Origin of the sequence: Rhodoferax antarcticus ANT.BR, assembly GCF_001938565.1 — a bacterium.
Taxonomy (GTDB): domain Bacteria; phylum Pseudomonadota; class Gammaproteobacteria; order Burkholderiales; family Burkholderiaceae_C; genus Rhodoferax; species Rhodoferax antarcticus.
The window spans coordinates 868,982-883,911 of record NZ_MSYM01000013.1; the positions used below are offsets into that span (position 1 = coordinate 868,982).

At 62.2% G+C, this 14,930-nt stretch carries 7 protein-coding genes; all 7 read left to right on the forward strand.

The genetic code is table 11. The features are described 5' to 3' along the window. The first annotated feature begins 217 nt into the window (after positions 1 to 217). The 7 genes from BLL52_RS12870 (at position 218) to BLL52_RS12900 (ending at position 14,901) form a co-directional block, all read left to right on the forward strand. The gene (locus tag BLL52_RS12870; RefSeq protein WP_075587003.1) at positions 218 to 4,036 is read left to right on the forward strand and encodes an exodeoxyribonuclease V subunit gamma; all 3,819 of its coding nucleotides are present in this window, start codon (positions 218 to 220) and stop codon (positions 4,034 to 4,036) included. Next, the gene (gene recB, locus BLL52_RS12875) at positions 4,033 to 7,938 is read left to right on the forward strand and encodes an exodeoxyribonuclease V subunit beta (RefSeq protein WP_075587004.1); all 3,906 of its coding nucleotides are present in this window, start codon (positions 4,033 to 4,035) and stop codon (positions 7,936 to 7,938) included. Before BLL52_RS12870 ends, recB begins: the two co-directional genes overlap by 4 nt. Next, positions 7,935 to 10,019 carry an exodeoxyribonuclease V subunit alpha gene (gene recD / locus BLL52_RS12880; RefSeq protein ID WP_075587005.1) on the forward strand — a complete coding sequence of 695 codons (2,085 nt, stop codon included), beginning with the start codon at positions 7,935 to 7,937 and terminating at the stop codon, positions 10,017 to 10,019. The genes recB and recD overlap by 4 nt, the downstream gene beginning before the upstream one ends. A gap of 100 nt (positions 10,020 to 10,119) precedes the next feature. Further along, positions 10,120 to 11,529: a tetratricopeptide repeat protein gene (locus BLL52_RS12885; RefSeq protein WP_075587006.1), complete on the forward strand. Its 1,410-nt coding sequence runs from the start codon at positions 10,120 to 10,122 to the stop codon at positions 11,527 to 11,529. Between the two features lie 546 nt (positions 11,530 to 12,075). Next, positions 12,076 to 12,378, forward strand: a complete 303-nt coding sequence (locus tag BLL52_RS12890; RefSeq protein WP_075587007.1) for a hypothetical protein — start codon at positions 12,076 to 12,078, stop codon at positions 12,376 to 12,378. Between the two features lie 583 nt (positions 12,379 to 12,961). Next, on the forward strand, positions 12,962 to 13,339 hold the full coding sequence (locus BLL52_RS12895; protein ID WP_075587008.1) for a response regulator: 378 nt from the start codon (positions 12,962 to 12,964) through the stop codon (positions 13,337 to 13,339). Positions 13,340 to 13,770: 431 nt separating this feature from the next. Next, positions 13,771 to 14,901 carry a sensor histidine kinase gene (locus tag BLL52_RS12900; RefSeq protein WP_158025692.1) on the forward strand — a complete coding sequence of 377 codons (1,131 nt, stop codon included), beginning with the start codon at positions 13,771 to 13,773 and terminating at the stop codon, positions 14,899 to 14,901. Positions 14,902 to 14,930 lie beyond the last annotated feature (29 nt).

Here is a 14,930-nt window from a genome sequence, read left to right on the forward strand (position 1 = left end):
GTACAACAACGCGCTGGGGTAGGAGATTTCTGACATTGCGCCTCAAATCTGCTGCACAGCGCGCCGGCGTGGCGAATAGCACGCCAATACAAGCAGAGACAGACGGCCAATTGTGCGGCTCGCGAGCAAACCGAAGAGCGGCAACCCGGTCTTCCTCCAATCCAAAATAACTACACTCGTCCCAGCCATTACCCCCAGTCGCCAGCCCATTGCCCCCATGAACCTCCAAGCCACCCCGGCTGCTGACCCCAACACACCACGCGGCTTCATGGTGCTGCATAGCAACCGGCTGGAAGACCTGCGTGACCTGCTGGTGAACTACGTTGCCGCGCACCCGCTCAGCCCCCTGGAGCCTGAGGTGATCTTGCTGCAAAGCAACGGCATGAAGCATTGGCTGGAGCTGGCGCTGGCCGACGACAGCGCTTTGGGCATTTGCGCCGCCACCCAGATGGCGCTGCCCAGCGGCTACCTGTGGCAGATGTACCGCGCGGTGCTGGGGCCAGACGCGGTGCCCGAACACATGCCGTTTGACAAGGCCGCGTTGCTGTGGCGGCTGGTGCGCCTGCTGCCCGCTTTGTGCGCGGCGAACCCGGTCTATGCGCCGCTGCAGCGTTACCTTTCAGGTGACAACCCGGCGCGCAAGTTGTACCAGTTGGCCGAGCAGGTGGCAGACGTGCTGGACGCTTACCAAAGTTACCGCGCCGACTGGCTGGCCGACTGGGCTCAAGGCCTTGACCAGTTGCGTGGGCCGCTGGGCGCACCGCTTGTGCTGCCGCCAGAACACGCCTGGCAGGCGCAGCTTTGGCGCGACATCCGCAAAGACGTTGGCCCGGCGCGGGCCGAGGCTTCACGGGCCAGCGTGCATGAACGCTTTTTGGCCGCGCTGGCCGATCAGGTTAATTCTGAAACTGATAGCAAGCCGCGCTTGCCAGGCTTGCCCCGCAGGCTGATGGTGTTTGGTATTTCGTCGCTGCCCATGCAGGCGGTGCAGGCGCTGGCGGCACTCGGGCAGGTGTGCCAGGTGATGCTGCTGGTGCAAAACCCATGCCAGTATTTCTGGGGTGACATCGTTGAAGGCCATGCGGCGCTGCGCGCGCAGGTGCGCCGCAGGCAGCAGGGCAAGCCGCAGGCATCGGAGGCAAAAGCGATGCTGCCCGCCGCGCCCGCCCAGCCGCTGCTGGCCTCCTGGGGCAAGCAGGGGCGTGACTATTTGCATTTGCTGGACGGTTTTGATGAGCCTGAGCGCTACCGCGCGCACTGGAGCCGGGTGGATGTGTTTGTTGACCCGGCACCGCCTGACGCACCATCTGATGAAAAAGCCTCGCAACTGGCACAACTGCAGTCGGCCATCTTCAACCTGTCGCCACCGCCGCAGCAGCCGCAACTGCAGGCTGATGATGGCTCGCTGATGTTTGTTACCGCCCACAGCGCCCAGCGTGAGCTGGAGGTTTTACACGACCGCCTGCTGGCTTGGCTGGACGTCGACCCAGCCCTGCAGCCGCGCGAGGTGATGGTGATGGTGCCCGACATGCCCGCCTTTGCGCCCCACATCCACGCGGTGTTTGGGCGTTTTTCGCCGGGGCAGCCGCGCTATATCCCGTATTCGGTGGCCGACACCACGCCGCGGCAAAGCCCACTGGTGCAGGCGCTGGAGCAGCTGCTGAACCTGCCCAACGCGCGCCTGTCTCTGGCTGACTGGCTGGGTTTGTTTGAAGTGGCGGCGGTGCGTGAGCGCTTTGGGCTCGATGAAGCCGCCGTTCGCCAAGTGCAGCAGTGGCTGGCCGCCGCTGGGGTGCGCTGGGGGCTGGACGCTACCCATCGCCTGTCCTGGGGTTTGCCTGACGGGGCGCTTGGGCTGGAGCAAAACACCTGGGCATTCGGGCTGCGCCGCTTGTTGCTGGGATATGCGCTGGGGAATGTGGTGGGAAGTGCGGCGAGAAGCGCGGTGGGAAGTGCGGTGGGAAGTGCGGTGGGAAGTGCGGTGGGCACGAACGCCGGTTTGGATGCGTTTGGCGAGTCAGTCGCTTCGCCCGCCAGCCAGCCAGATAGCGAGTCACCCAGCAGCACCATCTGGTGCGACACCCTGGCGCAACCCGCACTCAGCGGCTTGGACGCACCGCTGGCGGCTGGCCTGTTGAACTGGATCGCAGCCATTGAGCAGACCCTGCCCATGCTGCAGCTGGAACAAACCCCCAACCAGTGGGGCCAGACCTTGCAAGCCTTGGTCGAGCGCTTTTTCGCCCCGGCAGACGACGCCGATGCGCGCGCCATTGAGCGTCTTTTGGCCCCGCTGGAGGTCTGGCTGCAAGCCTGCGCGGAGGCTGCTCTGGACACACCGCTGCTCCTGGAAGTGGTGCGCGAGCACTGGCTGGCCAACATTGCCGAGTCCGGCTTGCAGCAGCGCTTTTTTGGCGGCGGCGTGCAGTTTGGCACGCTCATGCCGATGCGCTCCATCCCGTTCAAAGTAATTGGCCTGTTGGGCATGAACGATGGCGCCTACCCGCGTGTGCAGGCCCCGCGCGACTTCGACCTGATGGCCAGCAGCTGGCGCGCCGGTGACCGCTCGCGCCGCGAAGACGACCGCTACCTGTTTCTGGAGGCGCTGCTGTCGGCACGGCAAAAGCTCTACATCAGCTGGCAAGGCCACAGCGCGGCAGACAACAGCGTGCGCCCGCCGTCGGTGCTGGTGGCGCAGCTGCTGGATGTGGTTAACGCCAGCTGGGTACCTGCGCGCGTGCCGCAGGCGCAGCCACTGCAGCCGTTCTCTGAAGCCTATTTTGAGGCGGGTTCAGCGTTTCAGACCTTTGATGCAGATTGGGCATCAATTCGGCCTCTAGCCCTTATAGATAAAGCGCCAGTAGCTATTGAAAAAATATCAAATCAGCCGATAGACACGACTGATGCGGGGGGTGATGGTGCTGCCGCGCCGCCGTCCAGCCTGACGCTGGGCGACTTGCAGCGCCTGCTGCGCCAGCCGGTGGACGTGTTTTTCCGCAACCGCCTGCAGGTGGAGTTTGACGCGCTGGAGGCGCTGGAGCAAGAAGACGAGCCCTTTGCCCTGAACCATTTGCAGCAACACCAGGCCGGTGCCGCGCTGCTGCAGGCCGACGCAAACGCCGCCGCGCTGCGCAGCCTGCGCGCGGCAGGCAGTTTGCCGCTGGCCGGTTTTGGCACCCGCCTGGCCGACGCACTGATGAACAAAGCGCAAACCGTGCTAGAGGCCCGCGCGCCCTGGCTGCAGCGCTACCCGCAGGCGCTGGCGGCGCTGCCGGTGGCGCTGACGCTGCCAAACGCAAGCCCAAGCCCAAGCCCAAGCCCAAGCCCAAGCCCAAGCCCAGTCCCAGTCCCAGTCCCAGTCCCAGTCCCAGTCCCAGTCCCAGTCCCAGTCCCAGTTCCAGGCCCAGGCCCAGGCCCAGGCCCAGCGACCGCTCCGTCGCTTGAAGGCCAGACGGTGCCCACGCTTACCGGCACGCTCACCGGCATTTGGTCACAGGGCAGCGATGCCAGCGCGCCCTGTCTGCAACTGGCCGAGCGCACCGGTGCGGTGTTGCAAGGCAAAGGCGCGTCCTCGGTGGCGCGCCTGCATGTGCTGGTGGGTTTGTGGGTGCGGCATCTGGCGGCATGCGCCAGCGGACTACACATGACCAGCGTGCAGCTGGGCGTAGACGGCGAAGTTGTTTTGCAACCGATGCGCGCGGACGCAGCCAGCGCCGCCCTGGGCAAACTGTTGCAAGCCTACGCCGGCGCCTGGGCGCAACCCTTGCCGGTGGCCTGCAAAACCGCCTGGGCCTACCTGCTGGCAGAGCGGCAAAACCAGGCGCTGGTGGCGGCTGGCAAGCCCGCTAAAGACCCGCATGAAGCCGCCCGTGAAGCCTTTGAAGGCGGCCAACGCGGTGGCGAACTGGCCGAATCCGCCTACCTGCAGCGCGCCTTTGTTAGTTACGACGGTCTGGCAGACGCGCTGCCGCACTGGGCGCAGGTGCTGTATGGCGATCTGCTGGCGCATATTGACGCGTCTGCTGAGGTGTCGCCATGACCAATAGCGCCAACACGCCACCAGTTGATCTGGATGCGCCTGCGCACGCAAACGCACCTGAACAGGTAGGCTCGCCAGCGGCCCAGCCAGCACCTGCCCGCCACACGCTCAACCCGTTGACGCTGCCGTTGACTGGCCTGCAGCTGATAGAGGCCTCGGCCGGCACCGGCAAAACCTGGACCCTGGCCGCGGTGTATGTGCGCCTGGTGCTGGGCCACACGCCAGCCTCTGACAGTTTGGGTAGTTTGGCAAGTTTGGCAAGTTTGGCAAGTTTGGCAAGTTTGGGTATGGGCCTGTACCCGCCACAAATCCTGGTGATGACCTTTACTGAAGCCGCCACAGCCGAGCTGCGCGAACGCATCCGAGAGCGCCTAGCGCAGTCAGCGCGGTTTTTTCAGACCGGGGACGCGCCCAAGGTCGACAGCTTTTTGCGCGATCTGCGCGCCAGCATCGCACCCGAGCACTGGCCAGTGTGTGCCCAGCGGCTGGACATGGCGGCGCAGTGGATGGACGACGCGGCTATCTTCACCATCCACGGCTGGAGCAGCCGCATGCTGAAAACCCATGCGTTTGACAGCGCCAGCCTGTTCACCCAAAACCGCGTTGAAGACGGCGAGCGCCTGCAGCTCATTGCCACGCAAGACTATTGGCGGCACTGGTTTTACGGGCTGGACGCAGAGACGCTGGCGGCCTTGAAACCCGTGGGTGACACGCCGCAGGCCCTGCTCGACAAGCTCAAAGCGCTGTGGCGCGACTCTGAGCGCGCCCCGCAAGAGGATGCAACTGCGCCCGTCGCACCCGACGAACTGCTGGCCCGCTGGGCGGCCTGGCAACAGCGCCGCGCACAACTGGAAGGCCCGGCGCAACAAGCCTGGCTGCCTGACGTCACGCAGGCTGTTCAAGATGTCGCCGCCGCCAAAACCCTGAAAAACTACCGCCCCGACTGGCTCAAAGGCTGGCTCGATCAGATGGCCGATTGGGCGCAGGGCGGCGAGGTTGATCCGGTCACCCTTGAGCGATTCACCACCCGCACCCTGGTTGCCAAAGGCTGGCAAGCGGCTGACCAGTGGCCGGTGTTTGCCCAACTGGAAACCCTGCACGATCACCTGAGCACCGAGCCCGATGTGGTCACCGAGCTGCTGGCCCATGCAGCCGGTGACGTGCACCGCGCCTACCAGCGTGCCAAGGCGCAGGCCGCGCAGTTTGACTTTTCTGACCTACTGCAAAACCTCTACCGTGCCTTGCAGGCGCCAGACGGCCGGCTGGCCAACGCCATTCGCGTCCAATACCCGGTGGCGCTGGTGGATGAGTTTCAGGACACCGACCCCTGGCAGTTTGGCAGTTTAAGCAAAATCTATAGCTACCCGCGCTTATCCGATAAGGGTTACAGACCGATTTCTTCTATAACCGACGAAACCCTGGGCCAGCCGCCACTGCAAGACGCCAGCGCTTCAGCGGACCTTCCCGTAGAGCCACTACCCGACACCGGCCTGATCATGATTGGTGACCCCAAGCAGGCCATCTACAGCTTTCGCGGTGCCGACCTGGCCACCTACTTGCGCGCCCGCGAGCAGGCGCAGGGCATCTACAACCTGCCCGGCAATTACCGCTCAACTCCCGGTGTGGTGGCTGCCGTGAACCGGGTATTTGGCAACGCCAATGAGCCATTTGGCAGCGTGCCTTTTGAGCCGGTGGCGGCCTGCAACCCGTCTGTTTTGCCGCTGCAGGTGGCCGGCCAGCCGCTGGTGGCGATGACGGTGTGGCACCAGCCCTTCGCCAAAACACCCACCAAAGACGACTTTTTGAGCCAAATGGCTGCCGTGTTTGCCAGCCAGATGGTGGCGCTGCTGCAAAGCGGTGCGGCCCGCAGTGGTGACATGGCGGTGCTGGTGCGCAACTGGAGCGAGGCTGCCGCCATCCGCAGCGCCTTGTCGCAGCGTGGGGTGCGCAGCGTGTATTTGTCAGAGCGCAACAGCGTTTTCGCCAGCCAGCAGGCCAACGACCTGTGGCGCATCTTGCGGGCGGTGGCCAGCCCGGGCTCGAATCGGCTGGTGCGCGCTGCGCTGGCCACGCCCACTTGGTCGCTCAACTGGCCGCAGCTCGATGCGCTGCTGGCAAATGAAGCCGCCTGGGACACCTTGGTAGAGCAGTTCTTAATGTGGCAGCGCGTCTGGCGCGCGCAAGGCTTCTTGCCGATGCTCTACCGCCTGTTGCACGACCAGGGCTTGCCCGCGCGCTTGCTGCAAGACCCGGGCTTAGGCGAACGCGCGCTGACGAATCTGCTGCACCTGGGCGAGTTATTACAAGCGAGCAGTTTGCAATTGCAAGGCGAGGGCGCGTTGATCCGCTATCTGGAAGAGCAGTTGCGCCGCCCACAAGCCAGTGGCGAGGCCGCGCAGCTGCGCCTGGAAAGCGACGCCAATCTGGTGCAAGTGGTCACCCTGCACAAAGCCAAGGGGCTGGAGTACCCGCTGGTGTTTTTGCCCTTTGTCTCGCTCTACCGCGCCGAAGACCAGGACAGCGGTCGCCCGGACGATGAGCGCCTGAGCGAAGACGTTCGCCTGCTGTATGTGGCGTTAACGCGCGCCAAACAGGCGCTGTGGCTGGGCGTTGCGCAGGTGCGGGGCGATGTCGATGGCAAGTCGCCCAAGGTGAAAGGTGCGCTCTCCAGCCTGCTGGGGCGCATTACGCCAGACGATCTGGTGGTCAAACTGCAGGCGTGGGCCTGTGACGATATTGCGGTGTTGACCGCGCCCGAGCCCACCTTTGAGTTGTACCAACCGGTGCTGGCCGTGCAAGCCGCCAAGCCAGCCGCTGTGCCGCAACGCCTGATCCACAGCCGCTGGTGGAGCGCCAGCTTCAGCGCGCTCACCCGAGACCTGCCGCACGGCGCGACCGCCTCTGGCGCGCAACCCATTTTGAGCGAGCGCGATGAGCAATTGCAGGATTCGCAAACCGACAACCCGGCGCAGGACGAGGATGCGGACTTGGCGCTGCTGCCTTGGACGCCTGAGCCCGCCACCACAGCAGGCGGGCGAGCCTCAGGCCGTGCAGCGCAAGCCGATCCGTCCACCAGCCTGAGTGCCCCTGATTTACTCAGCACCGAGCCGCCGCTGAACGACTTCCCGGCAGGCAGCCGCTACGGCACGCTGCTGCATGACCTGCTGGAATGGCAGGCCACGCATGGCTGGCCAGCCGCCTCAGAATCTGGCGAGGGCGAGCCAATCGCTACTGACCTCAACCCCGCCAGCGCCGCACTGCCAACCCCGTGGCAAACCCTGCTGCTGCGGCAAAGCCAGCGCCACAATTTAAGCGCCGAGCACAGCGCTTTGCTGCACGGCTGGGTAAAACAGGTTATCAGGTCAAAACTGCCTCTAGCCCTTATAGATAAAGTGCAAGCAGCTATTGAATTAGGTGCACTCAAGCCAGCGCAAATGTGGCCCGAGATGGGTTTCAGCCTGCCAGTGCGTAGCCTGGGCAGCCAGCCGCTGGACGCGCTGATCAGCCGCCACATCTGGCCAACCCAGCCGCGCCCGCCGCTGCAGCGCCGCCAGCTGGAGGGCATGCTGACGGGTTTCATGGACCTGGTGCTGCTGCATCAGGGGCGCTATTACGTGCTGGATTACAAGTCCAACCGCCTGCCCGGTTACTTGCCCGCGCAGCTGCAGCAGGCCATGCTGGGCCACCGTTACGACGTACAGGCAGCGCTGTATTTGCTGGCGCTGCACCGGCTGCTCAAAAGCCGGCTGCCTGACTACGCGCCGCAAAAACATCTGGGCGGTGCGCTGTACTTGTTTTTGCGTGGCGTGGACCAACCTGGTTGCGGCCTGCTGCACCTGTGCCCGCCGCCTGAGTTGGTCGAGTCGCTGGATGCGGCGTTTGGCCCGGAGGGCTTGCGATGAACGCCGTTGAATGGCTTGAGGCTGCTAAAGACTTGCCCTTAACCGCGTTGGACCTGGCGTTTGCACACTACCTGCAGCAAGCCCAGCCCAGTGAGGACGCGCGCCACATCTGGCTGGCGGCGCTGGTCAGCCACCAGTTTGGTCGTGGCCACGCTTGTCTGGATCTGGATGTGCTGCGCCAAAGCGGCGTGCTCGCCTTGTCCTGGGAGGCGCTCCTGCAAGACCTGCTGCCACCTGATCTGGCCCAAGCCGCTGCCAGCCTGCCCTGGACCCACGGCCCATCCAGCCCGCTGGTGCTGGATGGGCCGCGCCTGTACCTGCGTCGCAACTGGCAGGCTGAGCAGAGCATCCGCACTTGCATTGCCGCGCGCCTCGCCCAGCCGAACGCTACGCCCAACACCTTGGCCCAGGCGCTGGATGCGCTGTTTGACCCTGCGCCTGCGCCCGCGCTCGCCGCTGGCACGCTTGATCAGCCCATATCTACCGTCCCTTGCGTCCCGCCGGGTATGTTAGGTGCGCTGGCCCAGCCTGCCATGCAGATGGGGCCTGCGTCTACGGTTGCCCCCGACTGGCAAAAAGTCGCCTGCGCTTTGGCGGCGCGGGGTCGCTTTACGCTCATCACTGGCGGCCCGGGCACCGGAAAAACCACCACCGTGGTGCGTTTGCTGGCGCTGCTGCAGTGGCAAGCCACACGGCCGCTGCGCATGGCGCTGGCCGCACCCACTGGCAAGGCGGCGGCACGTCTGGGTGAATCCATCGCCCAGGCGGTCAAAAAGCTGCCCGCCAACATGCAGGCACACATCCCCACCCAGGCGCAAACCCTGCACAAGCTGCTGCAGGTGCGCGCTGCGGTGCAGGCCAGGCCCGCACCTGAGCTGGCACTGGATTTGGTGGTGGTCGATGAAGCCTCAATGATTGACCTGGAGCTGATGGCGCGGCTCATGTCCAGCGTGCCGCTGTCGGCCAACCTGATTCTGCTGGGTGATAAAGATCAGCTTGCCTCGGTGGAGGCGGGCGCCGTCATGGGCCAGCTCTGCGAAGGTGCGCAAGCCGGTGGCTACAGCTTAGACACGGCGCAGTGGATCCAGGACACCACCGGCCAAGATGTGCGCGCTTGGTGTGGCGCAGGCTCAGCCCTAGCCCAGCAAACCGTGATGCTGCGCCACAGTCACCGCTTTGCCGCAGGCAGCCAGATTGGCCAGTGGGCCAGCGCGGTCAACGCCGGGCAGCGCCAAGCCGTGGCTGAGCTCTGGGCCAGCGCGCCGCTCTGGCAGCCAAGTCAGGCTGCCAGCGTCACCCGATTGCAGCCGAGCGCATCTTGGGATGCGAGCCTGACCCAGCTGGTGCGTGTCGGCTGGCAAGCCACCTTGACAGCACTGAGCGAAGTCACGCAAAGCAACCCCCAGACCACAGGCGTGTCAAACAAGCTGGCTCATGCGCCAAACCCAGATGCACCCGCTGCCACACGTGACGCACCGACACCTTTGCCCCGTGAGCCGGGTGTCTGCAGCGACGCGCAAGCGCTGGCGCTGCTGCACACCCTGAGCCAGTTTCAAATTCTGTGCGCGCTGCGCGAAGGCCCATGGGGCGTGCTGGCCCTGAATCGCAACATCGCCCGTGCATTGGGTTTCCCGCTGGACGGCTGGTACGCGGGTCGCCCGGTGATGGTGACGCGCAATGACTACAACCTGGGCTTGATGAACGGTGACATCGGCCTGTGTCTGCCCACCGCGCGCGGCCTGCGCGTTGCGTTTGCAAGCCTCGGCGATAGCGGCAATCTGGGCGTGCGCTGGGTGTTGCCAAGCCGCTTGGATGCGGTGGAAACGGTGTTTGCCATGACCGTGCACAAATCCCAGGGCTCCGAATTTGACCAGGTCACGCTGGTGCTGCCCGACCGCGTGGCCCCCGTTTTGACGCGTGAGCTGCTCTACACTGGCATCACCCGCGCCAAAACACGGCTGACCCTGGTTGTGCCCCAGGCAGGCGTGCTGCGCCAGGCGGTTGCAACGCAAATTTTGCGCAGCGGCGGTTTGACGATGGGGCACACATTAGAGGCGAGGGTTCTGTCAGATGGCCTGTGAGGCGGTTGACCGCTGCTTTTCAAGGCACCAAAATAAGTGAAAATCGTCGCACCCTGAGTTTATTTTGACTGTCAGTTTCAGCGTTTACATTAGCGCCATCATGAATACACCGCACGAACAGGCCGAGCGTCTTTTTGCCCAAAGCAGCAGCGCGCTCCAGGCCAGCCAATTTCATACCGCCGAAGTCTTGTTGATGGATGCGCTGCAACTGGAGCCCGATCTGGCGCAAGCGCACGCCAACCTGGCCTGGTTGCTGGACCGGCGTGGCAGCATGAGCGAAGCAGTGCGCCACTACCAGTTGGCTGTCGAACTGCAACCCGACAACGCGCGCATCCACCTGAACTTTGGTGCCACGCTGGCTGAGCTCAAGTTGTTTCATGCCGCTGAGGCAGCCTACCAAAAAGCCCTGCAGGTTGACCCCACGCTGCCGGGCACCTGGTGCAACCTGGGTGCCTTGCAAGCGCAAAATTTCCGCGACGACGAGGCCGAAACCAGCTTGCGCAAGGCGCTGGCGCTTGATCCAGAGCATCAAGGTGCGCACGACAACCTGGCCAGCCTGCTGCTGCGCAAGGGCCAATACCGCGAGGGTTGGTATCACCTTGAGTTTCGCGACTGGTACCACCCTGCCGAGGAGCGCCTGCGCTGCGGGCGCTGGCGCGGGCAGTCGCTGCGCGACCGGGCGGTGCTGGCGATGTGTGAGGGGGGTTTTGCCGACATGGTCCAGTTTTGCCGCTACGTCACCGTGCTGCGCGAGCAGGGCGCGGCGCAAGTGGACGTACTTAGCCACCCCGATATGAAACCGCTGTTGCAAAGCCTGGACGGCGTGGGCGATGTCTTTGGTTTTGGCGACGATATCGCCAGCAGCGACTGGGACTATTGGGTGCCGGTGCTGAGCCTGCCGCACTATGTCGGCACGCATCTTGACAACATTCCCGCCAAACTGCCGTATTTGCAAGCACCGGCAGACAGGCAGACCTTTTGGCGCCAAGAAATCAACCAGGTTGCCCCGCGCCCGGGGCTGCGCGTGGGGCTGATGTGGCGCGGCAACCCGGCGTTTGAGAACGAAGCCCAGTGGTCGCTGTCCAGTTTGAAAATACTGGCACCCCTTTGGGAGGTGCCCGGCGTTAAGTTTCTCAGCCTGCAAAAAGGCCGGGGTGAATATGAGGCGGCTCACTTGCAGGCGAGCCAACCTATGGCGAACCTGGCACCTAGCCTGGAGACCTTCTCCGACATGGCCGCAGCCATCGGGCAACTCGATCTGGTGATCTGCATCGACTCGGCAGTGGCCCATCTGGCAGCTGCGCTGGGCAAACCCTGCTGGTTGCTGCTGCCGTCTTTCTCTACCGATTGGCGCTGGCTCGAAGGCCGCGCCGACTCGCCCTGGTACCCCGGGGTGATGCAGCTGTGGCGCCAGCCAAGCGGTAACGATTGGTCGGCGGTGGTGCTGCAGGTACGCGATGCGTTGCACGCCTTGGGTACCGAAACGCCACACTCAACATATCAAAAATAAGAGCTACCAGCGCTTATTCCATAAGGGCTAGAGGCCGATTTGATATAAAGTTATCGGCTGGCGATAACTTGTTTTGAACCCGGCCCGGCATTGCATGCAGCCAGCGGCCAAAGCGTGCCAGCCGGTTGCCAGATTCAATACACATACGTTTTCGTGAGCATTGATTGGTGAATAAGCAAGTTGACACTTCGAGTTAAAAAAATAGGCTTCAGCCTGCTTTTTTGAAGTGTCAACAAAGCGACCGTATGTTGGACGCCGTGTTGGTGGGCATCTGGCGGGAAGTCGCCATACATATGGGTTTTTTTCACCCCGCACCGTTGTGGGTAAGCCAAGCACTCAATGAGTTGTCAAAACGTGAGATTTAACGTGGGCTAGCGCACGGAAGTTGCATCTTCAAGATGGGCTAATGTCCTTTGCTCGTACGGTGCTTCTTTCTGAGATGCGCTGCCTGACCTTTGACCCGTCGAGCGCGCGTTCGGTAGTTTCTGAAAATTGGAACGCGAATTTGCAGCGAGCTCGCTTGCACTACCACTTTGGATACATTAAATGAATGACCACGATCCTGACGCAGATCTGCGCCTCATCCTACGTGCGCTGGAGCTTGATTTCGGTGTGGGCGTGGCCCCTGCTGCCGGCTTGCAGGGTGACGCGTTGCGGGCTTGGATTGCTGCGGCAGACAACGCGCTGTTTGGCTGCCAAAACTGCTGTACTCAAGCCCAACTAACCCCCCCGGTCGTTTCGGTACGAGGGGCAGAGGGCGGTGCAAGCGCATTAACCGCTGATTTTTCAGGCAATACGCAGGACAGCCGTTTCGCCTCGCGTCTATTGGGTGGTGCCCCCTACCTGTAGCGGCTCGCGTTTGAAACCGACCGTGCTTGAAATCAGCGCATCGTCCTGCTCAGATTAACTGCACATGAGCTTGCATTCCTTGTTGGCGTGCTCCCGCTCGCCCCGTGAGAGAAGGAATTCATCTCCAAATCGTTTGATCTGGTCGAACTCACGATGCGTACCTCACCGTGCCCACCTTCCCTTGGCACCGCACCCCGAACTCGGCCCACGGATCTCGCCACATCAGCAGCACCTCATCAGCGTTAGACCTCGGCGTCAACCGCGAACTGCATCAGCAGATCGACCAGGACCGTCGGGGTAGCGATCAGCCAAATCTGAAAGTCCGCTTCGCCGACGGTCCCAAAGTCGGCACCAAGGCGATTCAGGTCGAAACCCTCAAAGGCACGGTGCAACTCGACCGTATGGCCAATGGTCGGCAGGCTTGTATAAGACTTGTCCTACACCAATCCAAGACCTTCCCCGTTAACATCCAGATGCACATTGAGTTAAGGTCTAACTGTCTCCCAGCGCCATCCTGCGCAACGTTTTCAACAGGCCTCTGAGGCCTGTAATTACATCGGCCTGCCCAGCCACTTTCGCCACCATGCCTACGCTGAGAACCTTTATCGTCGAAGACAACCCTGTCATTCTCACCAACCTGATCGCTACGCTGGAAGAGTTATCGGATGTCCGTGTTGTGGGCTCGGTAGGCAGCGAACGCGAGGCTGTGAGAGAGCTGCAACAACACGGTGGCGAGGTCGATCTGGTGATCGTGGACGTCTTATTGGCCCCGGGCAGTGGGCTGGGCGTGCTGCGTAGCGCTCAAGACTTGAAGCTGCCTGTGCGCCGGGTTGTGCTCAGCAACTACGCTACCCCCGAGATGCGCCGACGCTGCCTGGACCTGGGTGCCGAACGGGTGTTCGACAAATCCAGCGAGATTGAAGAACTCATCGCCTACTGCGATGCGGCAGCAGCAGCCTGAGGCGCGGACAAGAACCCAGCGCTGGGAATTGGGGCATGAGAGCGTGCGCACACCGGTCATGTGCCCCGCGGTGGTCAGAAAACACCGGATTGAGCGGAAGTAGTAACAGGGTTTCGGGTTGACTCCGATCGAAATCTCACTATCCGAAACTCAATGGGCTGATACACGACTTCAGTTTGCGTTGTGCAGACCATCCTTAACTTTGTGGAAAAGCGGTCCGGATCACTGGCATGGCAGTTTCAACGAACGCCCTGCCGCCGATGGCGCAAAAGGACAAACGGCACCTTTGTTGAACTTTGATCCTTAAGCCATGTTGTCTAAGGTATCCTTCAAGCGATTGCTTTTCATTTTTTTCGCCCGTTGGCATCCCGCATCTGAATCGCCTCACTGAAAGATATCTTATGCGCCTATCGAAATTCATATTGGCCAATATGGAAGCCATCCTGCAGGAATGGGAAGACTTTGCCAAGACTGTCCACGCGACCGTTCATCGCATGACAACCAGAGAACTGCGTGACCATGCCGAAGCAATGCTGAAGTTCGTTGCCGCTGACCTCGATACTTATCAGGCACGGCAAGAGAGCATCGACAAATCTCAGGGCCTTGCCCCTGAAGCGCCCGAGGATACCGCCGCAGAGATCCACGCCGTCGATCGCATCTCGTCCGGGTTCACCATCGAAGAGTTGACTGCGGAGTACCGGGCCCTGCGTGCGAGCGTACTGAGACTCTGGCTAGACGACATCAAGAACATTTCCGGAGGTGAGATCAAAGACATGGTCAGGTTCAATGAAGCCATTGACCAGTCACTGGCCGAATCGGTCGCGCGTTATTCAGAGATGCATCGTGACTCGCAAAATCTGTTCATGGCCATTCTCGGCCATGACGTGCGCTCGCCGCTCGGAGCCATCAGCGTAGGTGCCCAGATACTGTCGGGCAACGCCAATCTGACACCCAATGCGGTCAAGACGGCTTCACTCATCGTCGATAGCAGTCATCGCGTAGCCGAAATCGTGTCAGACTTGCTCGACTTTTCGACAAGCCATCTTGGTGACGGCATCCCGGTCAAAACGTCATTGATGGATTTTGGGCTTGTCTGCACCAACATCGTCGAGGAGATGCGCTTAATTCATCCTGATCGGCTGATCAAACTGGAAATTGCGGGCGACATGGAGGTGATATGGGACCGCTCGCGCATCAGTCAGGCGTTCGGTAATCTGATCACTAACGCGATTGATCACGGCACTGGTGAGGATCCTGTCGTTGTCACTGTTCGGGAGCAGAGCCATGACCAGATCGCCTGGACGATCCAAAATGCGGGTGAAGTGATTTCGTCCGCCAAACTGAGAACGATTTTCGACCCGGCCAAGCGGTTTGCCCTACGCCCGGCGAGCGAGCGCAGGCTAAGCGACAAGATTAACTTGGGACTAGGCCTCTACATCACCCGTTCGATCGTTGTCGCGCATGGCGGGCGAATCGACATTACCTCCACCAAGGACGACGGGACGCTCTTCACGATCCGCTTGCCGCGCAATGGAAAGTGCATCAACGCGAACACCAGATAACTGAAGGACCAAATCCTTTGAGGTGTATA